General features: G+C 66.4%; 16 protein-coding genes. 6 read left to right on the top strand and 10 right to left on the bottom strand.

Annotated features, from left to right (window positions below):
- Positions 1 to 76 precede the first annotated feature (76 nt).
- On the top strand, positions 77 to 751 hold the full coding sequence (locus tag HV798_RS28165) for an epoxyqueuosine reductase QueH (RefSeq protein WP_175192661.1): 675 nt from the start codon (positions 77 to 79) through the stop codon (positions 749 to 751).
- Here HV798_RS28165 and HV798_RS28160 read toward each other — a convergent pair.
- The 10 genes from HV798_RS28160 to HV798_RS28115 all read right to left on the bottom strand — a co-directional run bounded on the left by HV798_RS28160 (position 732) and on the right by HV798_RS28115 (position 10,056).
- A complete protein-coding gene (locus HV798_RS28160; protein WP_025135174.1) occupies positions 732 to 1,697 on the bottom strand; it encodes an AraC-like ligand-binding domain-containing protein in 966 nt (321 codons plus the stop codon). The genes HV798_RS28165 and HV798_RS28160 overlap by 20 nt on opposite strands.
- A gap of 100 nt (positions 1,698 to 1,797) precedes the next feature.
- A complete protein-coding gene (locus HV798_RS28155; RefSeq protein WP_246289255.1) occupies positions 1,798 to 2,442 on the bottom strand; it encodes a c-type cytochrome in 645 nt (214 codons plus the stop codon).
- Positions 2,439 to 2,954: a methylamine dehydrogenase light chain gene (locus HV798_RS28150; RefSeq protein WP_025135172.1), complete on the bottom strand. Its 516-nt coding sequence runs from the start codon at positions 2,952 to 2,954 to the stop codon at positions 2,439 to 2,441. The genes HV798_RS28155 and HV798_RS28150 overlap by 4 nt, the downstream gene beginning before the upstream one ends.
- Entirely contained in the window at positions 2,938 to 3,576 is a 639-nt protein-coding gene (gene mauD, locus HV798_RS28145) for a methylamine dehydrogenase accessory protein MauD (RefSeq protein WP_025135171.1), read from the bottom strand. Before mauD ends, HV798_RS28150 begins: the two co-directional genes overlap by 17 nt.
- A 16-nt stretch (positions 3,577 to 3,592) precedes the next feature.
- Positions 3,593 to 4,150, bottom strand: a complete 558-nt coding sequence (locus tag HV798_RS28140; RefSeq protein WP_175192662.1) for a MauE/DoxX family redox-associated membrane protein — start codon at positions 4,148 to 4,150, stop codon at positions 3,593 to 3,595.
- Entirely contained in the window at positions 4,147 to 5,307 is a 1,161-nt protein-coding gene (locus tag HV798_RS28135) for an amine dehydrogenase large subunit (protein WP_175192695.1), read from the bottom strand. Before HV798_RS28135 ends, HV798_RS28140 begins: the two co-directional genes overlap by 4 nt.
- 106 nt (positions 5,308 to 5,413) lie before the next feature.
- A complete protein-coding gene (locus HV798_RS28130; protein WP_175192663.1) occupies positions 5,414 to 6,295 on the bottom strand; it encodes a transporter in 882 nt (293 codons plus the stop codon).
- A gap of 70 nt (positions 6,296 to 6,365) precedes the next feature.
- Entirely contained in the window at positions 6,366 to 7,874 is a 1,509-nt protein-coding gene (styD, locus tag HV798_RS28125) for a phenylacetaldehyde dehydrogenase StyD (RefSeq protein ID WP_175192664.1), read from the bottom strand.
- Between the two features lie 161 nt (positions 7,875 to 8,035).
- Positions 8,036 to 9,025, bottom strand: a complete 990-nt coding sequence (locus HV798_RS28120) for a quinone oxidoreductase family protein (protein ID WP_175192665.1) — start codon at positions 9,023 to 9,025, stop codon at positions 8,036 to 8,038.
- A 50-nt stretch (positions 9,026 to 9,075) separates the two neighbouring features.
- A complete protein-coding gene (locus HV798_RS28115) occupies positions 9,076 to 10,056 on the bottom strand; it encodes a DMT family transporter (RefSeq protein WP_175192666.1) in 981 nt (326 codons plus the stop codon).
- A gap of 85 nt (positions 10,057 to 10,141) precedes the next feature.
- Between HV798_RS28115 and HV798_RS28110 the strand changes: the two genes are divergently transcribed.
- The 5 genes from HV798_RS28110 (at position 10,142) to HV798_RS28090 (ending at position 16,029) form a co-directional block, all read left to right on the top strand.
- Positions 10,142 to 11,032 carry a DMT family transporter gene (locus HV798_RS28110; protein ID WP_175192667.1) on the top strand — a complete coding sequence of 297 codons (891 nt, stop codon included), beginning with the start codon at positions 10,142 to 10,144 and terminating at the stop codon, positions 11,030 to 11,032.
- Positions 11,033 to 11,072: 40 nt separating this feature from the next.
- The gene (locus HV798_RS28105) at positions 11,073 to 11,579 is read left to right on the top strand and encodes a MarR family winged helix-turn-helix transcriptional regulator (RefSeq protein ID WP_175192668.1); all 507 of its coding nucleotides are present in this window, start codon (positions 11,073 to 11,075) and stop codon (positions 11,577 to 11,579) included.
- A gap of 107 nt (positions 11,580 to 11,686) precedes the next feature.
- Positions 11,687 to 13,114: an efflux transporter outer membrane subunit gene (locus HV798_RS28100; RefSeq protein WP_175192669.1), complete on the top strand. Its 1,428-nt coding sequence runs from the start codon at positions 11,687 to 11,689 to the stop codon at positions 13,112 to 13,114.
- Between the two features lie 20 nt (positions 13,115 to 13,134).
- Entirely contained in the window at positions 13,135 to 14,397 is a 1,263-nt protein-coding gene (locus tag HV798_RS28095; protein ID WP_175192670.1) for an HlyD/EmrA/EmrK family protein, read from the top strand.
- 12 nt (positions 14,398 to 14,409) lie between these two features.
- Positions 14,410 to 16,029, top strand: coding sequence for a DHA2 family efflux MFS transporter permease subunit (locus tag HV798_RS28090; RefSeq protein WP_246289252.1), 1,620 nt, complete (start codon positions 14,410 to 14,412; stop codon positions 16,027 to 16,029).
- The last annotated feature ends 13 nt before the right edge of the window (positions 16,030 to 16,042 follow it).

The following is a 16,042-nucleotide window of genomic DNA, read 5'->3' as shown; positions in this document are numbered from 1 at the left end:
CGCTTGGGGCGTCCCGTGCAAAAGCGGCAACTCATCGTAAAATAAGGAGTTTTCCGCCTTATTTGCCTGTCAGATCATGTCCGAACTCGTGCGCCCCAAACTCGACCTGCCCGCCGGCCGCAGCAAAGTGCTGATGCACTCGTGCTGTGCGCCCTGCTCTGGCGAGGTCATGGAAGCCATGACCGCGTCCGGCATCGACTACGCGATCTACTTCTACAACCCGAACATCCATCCGGTCAAAGAGTACGAGATCCGCAAGCAGGAAAACATCCGCTTCGCCGAACAGCACGGTATCGAGTTCATCGACGCCGACTACGACATGGACAACTGGTTCGATCGCGTCAAGGGCATGGAGAACGCCCCCGAACGCGGCGAGCGTTGCACGGCCTGCTTCGACATGCGCTTCGAACGCACCGCGCTGTATGCCCACGAACACGGCTTTGACACCATCACCAGCTCGCTCGGCATTTCGCGCTGGAAAGACATGAACCAGATCAACGGCTGCGGCGAGCGCGCCGCCGCCCGCTACGACGACCTGATCTACTGGACCTACAACTGGCGCAAGGGTGGCGGGTCGTCCCGCATGATCGAAATCAGCAAGCGCGAGAACTTCTACCAGCAGGAATACTGCGGCTGCGTGTATTCGCTGCGCGACACCAACCGCCACCGCCGTGCCCAGGGCCGCGAGCGCATTCACATCGGCGTGAAGTTCTACGGCAAAGAAGACCTCATCAACGAGGAAAACCTTTAAGTCCGCGCCGATACTCCGACGGCGACACCCCATACCGATTGCGAAATGCGTGGCTGAAGCGCGCGGCGTCAGAAAAGCCGTGGCGAAAAGCGATGTCGCCGATCTGCCGCGTCGTTTGCGTGGCGTCACCCAACATATGTCGCGAGCGTTCCAGCCGGGCGCTGAGGATGAAATCTGCCGGCGTGGTGGCGGCCTGGGCGAACAGGTTGTACAGATAGCGGCGTGACACGCGCAGGGCCACGGCGGCGCTGGCCGGCGACAGGTCGGGATCGTGCAGGTTGTCGACCAGGTATTGCTGCACACGGCGCAGTTGCGCCTGGCGCATGTCGGCCTGGTCCTGTTCGGCCAACCCACCGGCACGTTCGCTGATGTCCAGCCCCATCATCTGCATGACCGCATTGGCGGCGTCTCGCGCAGCGCTATCGGACAGGTGCGCATGTTCGCTCAGGGCCACCCGCAGCAGGTCCATGGCCATGCGGCCGCAACCGTGGCGAGCACTGTAACTGCGCGCCACCGCATTCTGGATGAACGGCTGCCAGGCTTCGGATTGCTTGCCCGGCACCTGCATCACCAGGAAATGCGCATCGTCGTCGACGTCGACCTCGTAGGGCCGGGTGGTGTCGTAGATGCCCCAATCGCCCGGCATCAACAAAGCGCTGCGGGCAGCCTGGCGAATTTCGCTGCGCCCGGCCAGCTGCAGCGTCACCTTGTAGCCGGATGCCTCGGCGCGGTCGGCCAGCAGCTTGGTGCGACGCACGCGTTGCGCCCCCGTGTGCATTTCACAGACCTGCATCCAGCCCAGTGAATCGACCGCCACGCTGCTGCGGAAACGCTGCGGATTGGCCGCGGACACTTCCAGCGGCACGAAGGTGTTGCTGATGTTGTCTTTCCAGCTGGCGCAATCCCGGAACTGCTGGGGCGCGCTGCGTACGAGGCGATGGGACATGAAGACTCCGGCGCGCGGCTAGGAACAAATGGCTGGCTTCTTTCTATCACCGAGCGCCGGACGTGGAGTATCCGTGACAACCCCTAAAAACCGCGCAGCTTCAGGGTTTGCGGGCGCTGCCGTAGGAATAATCAGACAAAGTGAACCCCTGCCTGGCCAATTCCTGCGCCAGGCCGTGGCGTACCGGCACCACATCGGGATAGCGGTTTGGGCGTGCGGCGGCCACCTCGGCTTCGGTATAGGGCTGGAAATCGGTAGGAAGCTGAGCGGGGCTGAAGGTCAGCAGCACCCAGTTCAATACCGCCGCCAGGTCCGCGTTGCTCAAGGGCGAATACGCCGCCCCCGGCACACGAATCAGGTATTCGCGTCCCGCTGGCAGATGCACGAACGCCCCGACGGAATTACGAAAATCCGGAATGCCATGCGGCGTGCTCCCCCGGCCATCGACCCGATGACAGCCGGCGCATTTCAGCACGTAGTCGGCACGCGCAGCCTGCCGTAACGCATCAGGGGAGTCGGGGGAATGGGTGGCGACGGGCTCTCCGGCGATGGGCTCTCCGGCGACGGGCTGGCCCGCCACGGAAGTTTTGGCGGAGGAAGGAGCCGCGTAGGGAACGCCAGAGGTCGACGCCTCACCGGCCAGCGCCGCCGCAGCCGCCAGCGCCCCCATGGCTGCCGCGGCGGACAGCGCGGCCCACCCGCCGCGCCGCCGCCTTCTGCCGGAACCCGAGCCTGCCTTGGTCATGGCTGCTTCTTGGCCAACCCGACGATCACGGAGGTGGTGCAGTGGAAGATGGACGACTCGTTGGACATGCACCAGTTGACGTCGTTGTGCAGGAACATCTGGTAGCCCGGCCGCTCGCGCTCGGCGGCCGCGCACATGCACTTGCCGCAGGCGGTCTTGCCGCAGCAATCGTTGTAGCTGATGAGGTAATCCTTGCCGTCCATCGGGTTGTGGCAGGTGCCCACCCACGACACGGCGGATGGCGACGTGCCCGGCGGGCAGGACGTGGTGCTGCCGCCGCAGCAGGAACACAGGAAACCGTCCACCGCGCAGTAGCGCCAGTAGTCGCAGGCGGTTTCGTCCGTTTGCGGCTTTTTGGCGGCTGCGGGCGCCGACCGGGCCACCGGCAGTACGGGCACCAGAAACGCCGTGCCTACCAGCACCTTGCCAATGCGGTTCAGCACGCTGCGCCGCGACGTGGCGTGCGCCATCGAGCGCGTCGCGCGCTCGCCAAGCTTATCCAACCAGAGCATTGCTGTTCTCCTTGCGGGAAATGCGGGTCTCGTCCAGCGAACCGGCGGCCAGGAATTCCTGCACCGACGCCACGCCCAGTTCCTTGGCCGTGAACAGGCTTTCGAGTTGTTCGCGGGAATTGATCAGGCCCTTGGCGCGAATGACGCCGGTCTCGTCGATCAGCACGGCATACGGCAGCTTGCTGATCTGGAACTTCATGCCCAGCTCGGTAGACAGCAGATACGGAAAGCGCTCAAGGCCTGCCTGCCGGTAGAAGGCCAGGTGCTCGGGCATTTCGCCGTCGCTGGCCAGCACGATGCGCAGCCAGGCGCTTTCGGTGCCGGCCACGGACTTCAGGATGGGCAAGAGCTTCTTGCACACCGGGCAGGTGGGCGACAGGAAGAACAGCAACTGGCTGTGCTGGCCGCGTTCGCCGATGGTCAGGCGACGGCCCAGCAGGTCAGGCAGTTCGAAACGCGGCGCGGCGTCGCCGACCGCGGGCCCCTTGTCCATGGTCAGGGCGCCCATCGGGGCCACGCGCTCGTACAGCACGCCGATCTGGCGCGACAGCGCCAGAATGACCAGCAGCAGGCAGAGCACCACGCCCCACAGCAGGAAATTGGAGATGATCAAGGCTTCCATGTGTTGCTCCTTGGTTCTAGTGATGCAGCTGCTGCAGCTTCAGGTGCGAAGCCAGCAAGTGATTGACGGTGAAGTACAGGGCCACGGCGCTCATGGCCAGGCCGAAGACCGAAGCGGCATCGGCCCATTGCAGGCTGCGCGATGCCCCCTGGACAGCAGCAAAGACGGGCAAGGTCCACAGCGCCAGCAGGCCGTTGCGCAGCACCATCCACCAGGACAGGCCCGCGCCACGCGCCGCGGCGCTGCGAAATGCGGGGCCGCCGCAACCGCAGTCGATATCGCGTCGGCCGCGCGCCAGGTTGACCGCCACGCCGGCCGTCGCCACGGCCAGCACTGCCAACGCCAGCGCGGCACCGGTCGACCGGCTCACGGGCGCCAGCAGCAGCGCGCCGGCCAGCGCCTCGGCCAGGACATAGCCCCAGGCAAACGCGGCAGCCAGACCTGCCGGCACGATCTCGTAGGCGGTCACGGCCGCGGCAAACGCGGTCATGTCCTTGAGCTTTTCCAGCGCGCCCAGCAGCAGCACGCAGGCCAGCGCGGCGCTGGCCGCGTAAAGCAGGACGGGATCGGTCATTGGGCGCCCCCGGGTTGCGGTTCGACCTGCAGCGCGGTTTCGCCGGCGCCCTGGATCGTGCCCTTGAACACGGGTGCGGCGGGCGCGGCGTCGTAGATGTTGACGTTGCCGCCATCCAGCGTGAACAGGCGCGGCTTGTCGTCCTGCGACACCGACATCGACAGCGCGTTCTTGCCCGGCACGCGCGCCAGCCGCTTGTGCGTGGCCAGGTCGTACACCCAGATTTCGGCGGCCGGCGTCTTGTGCGAGCCTTCGACGCCGTTCGGGTGCATGCCTACGTACAGGCGCTTGGTATTGCGGTTCACGGCCAGCAGGTTGTAGCCGCCCGGCCGCCAGCCGCGATCCTTGCCGGACTTGTCCAGCAACGACCAGGGCTCTGCGAACTTGGCATCCTGCCCGCTGAAGTCGGCACTGTAGACATTGCCGTTGTACGAGACGAAATAGAAGGTGTCGCCCACGTTGCCGGTGTGCGTGAAGATCGGGTCTTTCTCGACATCGAACATGGGCTTGCTGCGCTGCTGCCCCGACGGCTTGCCGGCGGCGTCCAGATCCACCGTGACGAAGGTGCCGTCGCCGCAGATGCTGGCAAAACTGCGCGGCCGCGACGGCGGCACGATGATGCTCCAGCAACCGGCCGCGGCCGTCACTTCGTCGGCGAACTTGCGGGCCTTGACGTCAACCACGGTCACGGACGACGCGGGCGTGGCGTTCTGCACGAACAGCAGGCCGCCGTCCGAGCTTTGCTGGAAGTAATTACGATAATTCAGCGCCTGGGCGCGCTTTTCAGGAATCGGCACCTCGTACTTGGGCGTCAGCGTTTCGGCGTCCCAGGCTTCGACCACGTCGGTGCGCTTGCCGCGGTTCAGGCGTTCGTAGTAGGTGGTCATGATGTAGATGTCCTTGCCGTCGGCGGACACCGTCATGTGGCCGTTGAACGACGCGGGCACCAGCCCCAGGAACTTCATCGTGTCGCCATCGTAGATGTTGATGCGGCTGTCGACCAGGTGGTTGAACACCGCATCCATCACGTACAGCCGGTGTGGCGTGGCCGGCGGCAGGCGCGTGCCGCCCTTGAGTTCCTCGTTGGGCAGGTCGGCCCGGGCCAGGCCGGCCGCGGCGACCAGGGCCGCGCACAACGCCCATTTGCCCGCCTGCATGCACGCCAGCCGGCCCGCCCGCCGGCCCGCTCGTGCCGCGGCCTGCCGGCCGCGGGTATCCGCACAAAGCGCAGTCATTGGATGTCCCCTGTCATGTCCGTTGCTCCTAAAAGGCATAGACGTAGCGCATCTGCACGCCCCGCATGCGCGGGCCGTTTTCGACCTTGAGGTCGTGGATGTACTGCATCTGGATCTGGTTGGCGTCGTTGATCTGGTGGGTCAATTCCAGCGCCAGCTGGTGGTTGCGCGCGCGGCTGGTGACGGTTTCACCGCTGACACGCTCGCGCCCGCCGGTCTCGAAGCGGTAGCGGATACCCGTGTAGGTATTGGCCGTGAGGTTGGTCGAAGCCAGTGCGAAGAAGCGGAAGGACGGATCCTTTTTCAGGGTCTGGCTCATCCAGTCGGTATTGCGGCCGTAGATCTCGACTTCGCCGATGGCTTCCAGAAAGGTCGATTCCCCCACGCCCTTGACGAAGGAAAAGTCCTGGATGGTGGACCAGCGATTCTTGCCCGGCGAGGTGTCCGGACGCGAACCGTCGTAGCGCCCCAGGGGCACCACGACAAAGGGTTCCCAGGCGAACCAGGTCTTGGTCTGCTCGTTGTTGTAGAGCCAGATGGCGGACCCCAGGGTGACATCGCCGATGCCGGTCTGGCGATCGCGCGAGGCGCCCGGCAGTTCCATCGTGGTGCGGGACATCGGCACGATGAATTCCAGCTGCACGGTCTTGCCGAAGAACTCGCGATAGTGCATCTGGCGGTAGATGACGGCGTCGACGTCCACCGAGGCGCCGTCCACGCGTTGGCCCGCCGAGTACAGGCCCGACGAGCGCAGGCCCGTCAGGTAGCCTGCGATGATGTTGGTGCCGACCGGTGCGGGTATCCAGTCGCGTGCACTGGGGTCTCCTGCCCATGCGCTCTGCGCCGTTGCCGCACACGCCAGCAATAACGCTGCGCTTGCCCGGCCCCGGCCTGTGGTCTTGCCTGCCATGCCCTTCCCCTTGGTGTCGCGGCACGCGCGTGCGCCGGTATGTCCCGGCTTGAAGCGCGCGGCCGTCAGTCTAGTAAGCGATGCAAACGGACTTCTTCTCCAGATACATGTCCAGCACGGCGCGGCCGTGTTCCCGGCCGATGCCCGATTGCTTGAAGCCGCCGAACGGCATGTTGGGATCAAGCATGTTGTGGGTGTTGACCCAGACCGTGCCCGCGTCGATGCGCGGGATCAGCCGCTGCACGCGGGACAGGTCGTTGCTCCAGAGGCTGGCGCCCAGGCCGAATGCGCTGTCGTTGGCCAGCCGCACGGCGTCGTCCAGCGTGTCGAACGCCTGGGCGACCACCACTGGCCCGAAGATTTCCTCACGGGCGATACGGGCATCGGCAGGAACGTCGGCAAACACGGTGGGCCGCACGAAATACCCTGCCCCGTCGCCGGCATTGCCTCCCGCCAGCAGCCGCCCGCCCTGCGCGCGGCCGATACCGATGTAATCCAGGACCCGCTGCTGATGGCGCGCCGACACCAGCGGCCCGACCTGCGTGGCGGGGTCAAAGCCCGACCCCAGCTTCATGCCGGCGGCCAGGTCGGCCAGCCCCTGCACGACCTTGGAATACAGCCCCTTTTGCACGTACAGCCGTGATCCGGCGGTGCACACCTGACCCTGGTTGAAGAAAATGGCCGCGGCCGCGCCCTGCACCGCGACATCCGGGTCGCAATCGTCCAGCACGATTACGGGCGACTTGCCGCCGAGTTCCAGCGAAACGCGCTTCATGTCGTCCATTGCGGCGCGGCCGATGAGCTTGCCGACCTCGGTGGACCCGGTGAAGGCGATCTTGTCGATGCCGGGGTGCGCCACCAGGGCTGCCCCGGCGGTTTCGCCGCGGCCCGTCACGACGTTGACCACGCCGGGCGGAAAGCCGGCCTCGAGCACCAGCTCTGCCAGCCGCAACGCGGTCAGCGGGGTTTCTTCGGCGGGTTTGAGCACCACGGTGCAGCCCGCGGCCAGCGCCGGTGCGATTTTCCAGATGGCCATCAACAGCGGGAAGTTCCACGGAATGATGGCGGCCACCACGCCCACCGGCTGCGGCAAGGTATAGGCGCTGTACTGCACACCCGGTGGAAACGGGATGGACAACGCAAGCGTATCGCCCGTGAGCTTGGTGGCCCAGCCGGCCATGTAGCGCAGCCACTGCGCACCGGCGCCCACTTCCAGCCCCTGGGCCACGCCCAGCAGCTTGCCGTTGTTCAGGGTTTCAAGACGGGCCAGTTCGTTGCCATGCTGCTCGACCAGGTCGGCCAGCTTGAGCAGCAGGCGTTCGCGGCCGGCGGGCAGCATGTCGTGCCAGGGGCCCGCGGCAAATGCCCGGCGCGCGGCCTGCACGGCCAGGTCGATCTGGGCGGGGCCGGCATCCAGCTGATGGGCAATGACCTCGCCCGTGGCGGGATTGAAGACGGCGATGGGCTTGCCCTGCCCTTCGCGCAGCGGCTTGCCATCGACAAGCATGAATTCGCGGATGGCAGCCAATTCCGGGCGGTCGGACACGGATGCGCTGGCGGTGGGGCGGTCGGACGGCATGCGGAAGGCTCCAACGAATGAGGTTGAAGCCAGAATAGCAACGGGCCACCGCGCTGGCTTGTCCGTCCGTGCATGGGGTTTTGTCCCGGTGCGCACGCCCAAGCAAAACGGCGGAACGCACCTTGCGCTCCGCCGTTGCGGGACCTGCGGAACAGGGAGGATCAGTCCAGCATCAGCACCGTGGCGCCGGTGGTCTTGCGGGACGCCAGCGCGGTCTGGGCTTCGCCGGCCTGCTCCAGGCTGTAGCGCTGGTCGATACGGACCTTGATCTTCTTTTTCAGGACCAGGTCGAACAGTTCTTCAGAAGCGGCCTGCAGCTTTTCCAGCGTGTTCACGTGCACGCCCAGCGACGGACGCGTGACGTACAGGCTGCCCTTCTGGTTCAGCACCGCCAGGTTCACGCCCGCCACCGGACCGGAGGCATTGCCGAAGCTGACCATCAGGCCGCGCGGCTCGATGCAGTCCAGCGAGGTTTCCCAGGTGTCCTTGCCCACACCGTCGTACACCACCGGCACTTTCTTGCCGCCGGTCAGTTCGAGCACGCGCTCGGCCACGTTTTCACGCGAGTAGTCGATGGTTTCCCAGGCGCCGTTGGCGCGGGCCAGTTCGGCCTTCTCGGGGCTGGACACGGTGCCGATCAGCTTCACGCCCAGGGCACGCGCCCATTGGCAGGCGATCAGGCCCACGCCGCCTGCGGCCGCGTGGAACAGAATCGTTTCGCCGCCTTGCAGGCGGTAGGTCTGGCGGAACAGGTACTGCACGGTCAGGCCCTTGAGCATCAGCGCGGCGGCCTCATCAAAGCCGATGCCCTTGGGCACCTTGACGACCTGGTTGGCGGGCACGTTGCGGGCCTTGGCGTAGGCGCCGATCGGGCTTTGGCCGTAGGCGACGCGGTCGCCCTTTTTCAGGTGCTTGACGTCAGCGCCCACGGCGGTGACCACGCCCGCGCCCTCGAAGCCCAGGCCATGCGGCAGCGGATGCGGATACAAGCCCGTGCGGAAATAGATATCGATGAAGTTCAGGCCGGCCGCGTGCTGGTCGATGGTGACTTCATTGGCGGCGGGCGGCGGCACTTCGACTTCCACCAGTTTCAGGACTTCGGGACCACCGTGCTGCTCGATACGGATTGCCTTGACGAGATTGCTGGCCATGCTGGCCTCCTTTCATTGAAATGTTGCGAATCAACCGAGAAAACCAGACTTCAGCGCGCGGGGGCCGAACCGCCCGGCGCGGCGGGCGGCGGCTTGGCGGCGCCGCCCCCCATCAATACGAACACGCCGGCCAGGACCAGCGCGGTGCCGGCCAACTGCCAGGCGGTGACGGGCTCATCCAGGAACCACGACGCCAGGAACAGCACCGACACCGGCCCGATCATGCCCAGGAGCGACGCGGTCGGCGCGCCGATCAGCGCCACCGCCCACATCAGCATGAAAACGGGCGCCACCGTATTCAGGGTGGCGTGGATGATCGAATAGCCGTAGACGCCCAGGGGCTGGACCAGCACGGAAGCGGGATGGACCACGAAGAACTGCACGATGCAGGCCACGCACGACACCAGCATGGCATAGGCCACCAGCCGCGTGGGCCCGACGCGCTTGATCAGTTCGCCCGAGCAGATCAGGTACACAGAATAGCTGAGCGCCGAACCGAAAACGAACAAAGACCCTGTCAGCACCTCGGCAGACCCGCCGAAGCTGAGGTCGTGGGCAAACACCAGCACCACGCCTGCATAGGACAGCCCCATGGCCAGCCACTGGCGGCGCTCGACCGGACGCTTGAACCAGAACGCGGACAGCAGCACGACCAGCGACGGCGACAGGAACAGAATCAGCCGTTCGAGGCTGGCAGTGATGTAGCGCAGGCCCAGGAAATCCAGGAAGCTGGACAGGTAATACCCCAGCAGGCCCAGCAGGCAGACCTGCAGGCGTTCCTTCCAGGTCATGACCACGATCTGGCCGCGGGCCGCCAGGCGCGACTGATGCCACGCCACCGCCGCGAAGAACGGCATGGCGAACAGCATGCGGAAAGCGATGAGGGTGACCGCGTCGATACCGTAGCGGTAGGTGAACTTGACGGCGATGGCCTTGCCCGAAAACAGGACGGCGCCCAGGGCGGCCATGAAAAAGCCGGCCGCGCGGCTGGAGGGACGAGTGACCGGCAAAAGCCTGGCAATGCGATTCATGCGATGATTTTAGATTCAGTGCATGCCCAATTGCACGCCCAGCCGCGCTTTTTTAGCCGCTTTCCGCCTTCGCCTCACACCCAGAATGACCCGACACCGCGCCCTGACCTATATCCATATCGCCGCCATCCTGTTCGGACTGACCGGCGTTTTCGGCGAGTTGATCCAGGCCAGCGCCGCGGTCATCACCCTGGGGCGCGCCGTCTTTGCCGTGATCTCGCTGGGCCTGTTCGCCCGCATGCGCCGCCGCCCGCTGCTGGGCGCCCTGACCCCGGCACAGCTGTTCGTGCTGGTGGTGGCTGGCGCCCTGCTGGCGGCGCACTGGGTCACGTTCTTCATCTCGGTCAAAGTCGGCGGCATCGCCATCGCCACCCTGGGCTTTGCCAGCTTTCCCGCCTTCATCACGCTGTTCGAAGGCTTGATCTTCCGCGAACGGGTGCGGCTGGCCGAATGGCTGCTGCTGGGCCTGGTCACCGCCGGGCTGGTGCTGGTCACGCCGTCGTTCGACCTGGCCGACCAGGGCACCATCGGCCTGGCCTGGGGCCTGTTGTCCGGCCTGACCTTCGCCCTGCTCGCCCTGAGCAACCGGCGGTCGGCATCCGGCATGGACCCGATGCAGGTGGCCTGCTGGCAGAACCTGATCGTGGCGCTGGTCATGCTGCCGTTCGCGGCCAGCCAATTGCCCGCCCTGCCCGCCGTGGACTGGTTCTGGCTGGCGTTGCTGGGCGTGTTCTGCACCGGCCTGTCGCATTTTCTGTTCGTCTCCAGCCTGACCCGCCTGAATGCGCGCAGCGCCGGCCTGGTGATCGCGCTTGAACCCGTCTACGCCATCGCGTTTGCCTGGGTGCTGTTCAGCCAGCAGCCCACCGTGCGCATGATGGCCGGCGCCGCCCTGATCGTGGCGGCCATCGTCTGGTCGGGCCTGCGCAAGGCCCCTGCCGCCGCCGAAAACGCCCCGGAGGGCGTCCCCAAATAGCAGCCTTGACAATTACTGACTAGGCAGTAAAATCCGCAGCATGAATGCCTCGTCACGCCCTGATTCTTCCGAAAATCCGATTCATTACCGCGGTGACACCCGCTGCATGACAGAGGATAACGCCGGCTACCTGATCAAGCTGGTCTCGAACTCCCTGAACCGGATGCTGGATCAGGAAATGGCGCCGCTCGACCTGACCGCCATGCAATGGCGGCCCATCGCCATGCTGTACCTGGGCCGCGCCGACACGCCCGCCGAACTGGCCCGCCTGAACGGCATGGACACCGGCGCCATGACCCGCGCACTGGACCGCCTCGAGGCCAAAGGCCTGCTACAGCGGGCCCGCAGCCAGCAGGACCGGCGTGTCGTGAAGATCGAACTGACTGAACTCGGCGAAGAAAAGGCGCGCAACATTCCGCCCAACATCGCCCGCGTCCTGAATCACCACCTGCGGGGTTTTTCCACCGATGAAGTCGCGCAGTTGATGCACTTCATGCGCCGCATGATCGCCAACGGCTCCGCATCCGGCGTCGCGCCCGAGCGCTGACGGCGCTCCAACGAGCGCCTGCCGCCCCTGGAGACAGGGGCTTTATTTGACGTAATATTTGCCTAGGCAAATACAGATTAATCAATTACTTTCAGCAGATTGTCAGGATGAAACGCCTTCTTTCTACCGCATTAGTGCTTGCCCTGAGCGGTTGCGCCCTGATGGAACCCGGGCCCACGCCCGTCGCGGCCCTGGACGAAGCCAAGTTGGGACTGACTGCCCAGGCCACCGCCTGGCCCGAAACACAGTGGTGGCAGCGCTACGGCGACAGCCAGCTCAACACGCTGATGGACGAAGCGCTGGCCAACAGCCCGTCCATGACGGCCGCCCAGGCGCGCCTGGCCAAGGCCAACGCCGCGGTCAGCACCGCCCGCGCGCCCCTCTTGCCGCGGGTCGACGCCGACTACTCGCTGACTCGCGAGCACCTGTCCAGCGACTACATCTACCCGGCGCCGCTGGGCGGGTCCGTCGTCAGCGACAACCGGCTGGCGCTCGATTTCAGCTACGAGCTGGACTTCTGGGGCAAGAACCGCTCGCGTCTGCAGGCCGCCGTGTCGCAACAGTCCGCGGCCCAGGCCGATGCCCAGGCGGCGCGCAACATGCTGGCCAGCGCCACCGTGCGCGCCTACCTGAACCTGCAGAACGCGTTTGCCCAGCGCGACGTCATCAAGCGCGTGCTGACGCAGCGCGAAGACGTGCTGTCGCTGACCCGCGGCCGCTATTCGGCCGGCCTGGATACCCAGGTCGAGGTCAAGCAGGCGGAATCGTCGCTGGCCGCCGGCCGGGTCGAACTGACCCAGAACGAGACCACCCTGGCGCAATTGCGCAACCAGGTGGCGGCGCTGGTCGGCGCGGGTCCGCAGCGCGGCCAATCGCTGGTTGCCGTGTCGCTGACCGCCCCTGGCGGCGGTGTGCCGGACAGCGTGCCGCTGGACCTGCTGGGCCATCGCCCCGACGTCGTGGCCGCCCGCTGGCGCGCCGAAGCTGCGCGCCACCAGATCGACAGCGCCCGCGCCGAGTTCTACCCCAACGTCAACCTGGCCGCTTTCGTCGGCTTCCAGGCGCTGGGCACCGGCAACCTGCTGGGCGCCGCCAGCCGTACCGCCGGCATCGGCCCGGCCATCACGTTGCCGATATTCCACGGCGGCGAGCTGAACGCCAACCTGGCCGGCCGCCGCGCCGACGCCGATCTGGCGGTGTCTGACTACAACCAGACCGTGCTGGACGCCGTGCACCAGGTGGCCGACGCGCTGGACGGCCTGCGCCTGATCGAGCAAGAAAAGGCTCAGCAGCACCAGGCCCGCGAAGCCATCGAAGCCGCCTACGAACTGGCCGTCAACCGCTACAAGGCCGGCATGGGCAACTACCTGACCGTGCTGATCGCGCAGACCGGCGTGCTGACGCAAGCCCGCCTGGATACCGACCTGCGCATCCGCGCCTACCAGCTCGATGCCAACCTGGCCAACGCGCTGGGCGGCGGTTACGCCCCCGCGCCTGCTGCCCAGCCCGCGCCCGCCACGAACTCCACTCATTGAACGCTCCGGATTCAGACGTCATGAACGCAGCCACCACTCCCACGACCAATCCCGCCCGCAAACGCCTGCTGCTGACCGCGACCGGGGTCTTCATCCTCATCGCGATCGCCTACGGCATCTGGTGGGCGCTGTTCGGCGCCCACTTCGAAAGCACCGACGACGCGTACGTGCACGGCAACCTGGTGCAGATCACGCCGCAAGTGCCGGGCACGGTCGTCGCCATCGAAGCCGACGACACCGAAACCGTCGCCGCCGGCCAGCCGCTGGTGCGCCTGGACCCGGCCGACACCGAAGTCGCCCTGCAGCAGGCAGAAGCCAAACTGGCGCAGATGGTGCGCCAGGTCCGTACCTACTATGTGCAGAACGATGCGCTGGCAGCCGATGTCGACCTGCGCAACGCCGACATCCTGCGCGCCCAGGCCGAGCTGACCCGCGCCCAGAGCGACGTCAGCCGCCGCCAGCAACTGGCCAAGTCCGGCGGTGTCAGCGGTGAAGAAATCCTGCACGCCGAAGCCGCCCTGAAGACTGCCCAGTCCGGCCTGGCGCAAGCCCGTGCCGCGCTGGCGGCCTCGCGCGCCAAGCTGGCTACCAACCAGGCCCTGACGCAAGGCACCACCGTGGCAGACCACCCCGACGTGCGCCAGGCCGTCGCCGGCCTGCGCAACGCGTGGCTCGCGCAATCGCGCACCGTGCTGCCCGCCCCGGTCGGCGGCGTCATCGCCCGCCGCAGCGTGCAGGTGGGCCAGCGCGTGGCCCCGGGCGCCGCGCTGATGACCGTCGTGCCGCTGGACCAGGTCTGGGTCGAAGCCAACTTCAAGGAAGGCCAGCTGCGCAAGATGCGCATCGGCCAACCGGTCAAGATGGTGGCCGACCTGTACGGCAGCTCGGTCACGTATCACGGCACCGTCGCCGGCCTGGACGCCGGCACCGGCAGCGCATTCGCCCTGCTGCCCGCCCAGAACGCCACCGGCAACTGGATCAAGGTGGTGCAGCGCGTTCCCGTGCGCATCGCCCTGAACCCCGATGACCTGAAGGCGCATCCGCTGCGCGTGGGCCTGTCGATGGACGTCGAAGTGGACGTGGGCAAGCAGGAAGGCGAAGCCCTGACCGCCGCCGCCCGCAAGGAACCGGCCTGGTCGACCCGCGCCTTTGAACCGGCGCATGACGAAGTGGACGCGATGATCAACAAGATCATCCAGGCCAACCTCGCCTCTGACGAATTCACCCCGCAGGCGGCCCAGTCGCCCGCTGCCAAAGAAGGCTCGGCGCGCGGCGCCAAGTAAGGAAGCGCTCCCATGAGCACCCCCGCACAGCCCGCGGCCGGCGGCGCCCCCGCCGAACCGACCGTACTCCCACCCGGCACCTACCCGCCGCTGGAAGGCGCGACCCGCATCATCGGATCGATCGCGCTGTCCACGGCGGTGTTCATGAACGTGCTGGACACCTCGATCGCCAACGTCTCCATCCCGACGATTTCCGGCGACCTGGGCGTCAGTTCCAGCCAGGGCACCTGGGTCATCACCTCGTTCGCGGTGGCCAACGCCATCACCGTGCCCCTGACCGGCTGGCTGACCCAGCGCTTCGGCCAGGTGCGGCTGTTCCTGATCTCCACGCTGCTGTTCGTGCTGGCCTCGTGGCTGTGCGGCTTTTCGCCGTCGCTCGAAGCCCTGATCGCCTTCCGCGTGCTGCAAGGCGCCGTGGCCGGCCCGATGATCCCGCTGTCGCAGACGCTGATGCTGGCCAGCTTCCCGAAGTCCAAGGCGGGCATGGCACTGGCGGTCTGGTCCATGACGACCCTGGTCGCCCCCGTGGCCGGGCCGCTGCTGGGCGGCTGGATTTCCGACAACTACACCTGGCCCTGGATCTTCTACATCAACGTCCCGGTAGGCCTGTTGGCCGCCTGGATCAGCTGGCGCATCTACGGCAACCGCGAATCGCTCACCCGCAAGCTGCCCATCGACAAGCTCGGGCTGGTGCTGCTGGTGGTCTGGGTGGGTTCGCTGCAGATCATGCTGGACAAGGGCAAGGAACTGGACTGGTTCGCCAGCCCCACCATCATCGCCCTGGCAGCCATCGCCTTCGTCTCGTTCGTCTTCTTCCTGATCTGGGAACTGACCGACGCGCATCCGGTGGTGGACCTGCGCCTGTTCAAGATCCGCAACTTCACCGTCGGCGCCGTGACGCTGGCGGTCGCCTACGGCGTGTTCTTCGGCAACGTGGTGCTGCTGCCGCTCTGGCTGCAAAGCTACATGGGCTACACCGCCACCTACGCCGGCCTGGTGACGGCGCCGGTGGGCCTGCTCGCGATCCTGCTGACGCCCATGGTGGGCAAGATGCTGGCCACGCGCGACCCGCGCCAGATCGTCACGGCCGCGTTCATGATCTTCGCCCTGGTCTGCTTCATGCGGTCGGGTTTCAACACCCAGACCGACGTGCGCACGCTGATGATCCCGACGATCATCCAGGGCGCGGCCATGGCGGCGTTCTTCGTGCCGCTCACTTCGATCACGCTGTCCAGCATCGAGCCCTGGCGCATTCCGGCGGCCTCCGGCCTGTCGAACTTCCTGCGGCTGACCGCAGGTGCGTTCGGCACGTCGATCGCCACCACGCTCTGGGAAAACCGCGCGACCCTGCACCACTCGCAGCTGACCGAGGCCGCCAAGCCCGGCCAGGCGGCGTTCGACCAGACGTTGAACGCGTTGCAGAACGGCGTGGGCATGTCCCACGAGCAGGCGCTGAGCACGGTAGATCGCATGATCAACGCTCAGGCGTTCACCATGTCGGCCGTCGACGTGTTCTACGCCTCGGCGGTGATCTTCCTGATGCTGATTGGCCTGGTCTGGTTCGCCAAACCGCGCTCGACCAAGGCGGGCGGTGGCGGCGGTGCGGCCGAAGCCGCGGCGGGCGCCCACTGAAGCGCACGGCACA

The sequence above is a fragment of the Achromobacter deleyi genome, assembly GCF_902859705.1.
GTDB lineage: Bacteria > Pseudomonadota > Gammaproteobacteria > Burkholderiales > Burkholderiaceae_B > Achromobacter > Achromobacter deleyi.
This window is presented reverse-complemented; position numbering and strand designations above follow the sequence as displayed.

Bases quoted from the DNA above. Each gene is read 5' to 3' on its own strand.
- HV798_RS28100 (WP_175192669.1), top strand. From the start codon at position 11,687: ATGAAACGCCTTCTTTCTACCGCATTAGTGCTTGCCCTGAGCGGTTGC.
- HV798_RS28105 (WP_175192668.1), top strand. From the start codon at position 11,073: ATGAATGCCTCGTCACGCCCTGATTCTTCCGAAAATCCGATTCATTAC.
- HV798_RS28135 (WP_175192695.1), bottom strand. From the start codon at position 5,307: ATGCAGGCGGGCAAATGGGCGTTGTGCGCGGCCCTGGTCGCCGCGGCC.
- HV798_RS28090 (WP_246289252.1), top strand. From the start codon at position 14,410: ATGAGCACCCCCGCACAGCCCGCGGCCGGCGGCGCCCCCGCCGAACCG.
- HV798_RS28155 (WP_246289255.1), bottom strand. From the start codon at position 2,442: ATGACCAAGGCAGGCTCGGGTTCCGGCAGAAGGCGGCGGCGCGGCGGG.
- HV798_RS28160 (WP_025135174.1), bottom strand. From the start codon at position 1,697: ATGTCCCATCGCCTCGTACGCAGCGCGCCCCAGCAGTTCCGGGATTGC.
- HV798_RS28115 (WP_175192666.1), bottom strand. From the start codon at position 10,056: ATGAATCGCATTGCCAGGCTTTTGCCGGTCACTCGTCCCTCCAGCCGC.
- HV798_RS28165 (WP_175192661.1), top strand. From the start codon at position 77: ATGTCCGAACTCGTGCGCCCCAAACTCGACCTGCCCGCCGGCCGCAGC.
- HV798_RS28150 (WP_025135172.1), bottom strand. From the start codon at position 2,954: ATGCTCTGGTTGGATAAGCTTGGCGAGCGCGCGACGCGCTCGATGGCG.
- HV798_RS28120 (WP_175192665.1), bottom strand. From the start codon at position 9,025: ATGGCCAGCAATCTCGTCAAGGCAATCCGTATCGAGCAGCACGGTGGT.
- HV798_RS28140 (WP_175192662.1), bottom strand. From the start codon at position 4,150: ATGACCGATCCCGTCCTGCTTTACGCGGCCAGCGCCGCGCTGGCCTGC.
- HV798_RS28130 (WP_175192663.1), bottom strand. From the start codon at position 6,295: ATGGCAGGCAAGACCACAGGCCGGGGCCGGGCAAGCGCAGCGTTATTG.
- mauD (WP_025135171.1), bottom strand. From the start codon at position 3,576: ATGGAAGCCTTGATCATCTCCAATTTCCTGCTGTGGGGCGTGGTGCTC.
- styD (WP_175192664.1), bottom strand. From the start codon at position 7,874: ATGCCGTCCGACCGCCCCACCGCCAGCGCATCCGTGTCCGACCGCCCG.
- HV798_RS28095 (WP_175192670.1), top strand. From the start codon at position 13,135: ATGAACGCAGCCACCACTCCCACGACCAATCCCGCCCGCAAACGCCTG.
- HV798_RS28110 (WP_175192667.1), top strand. From the start codon at position 10,142: ATGACCCGACACCGCGCCCTGACCTATATCCATATCGCCGCCATCCTG.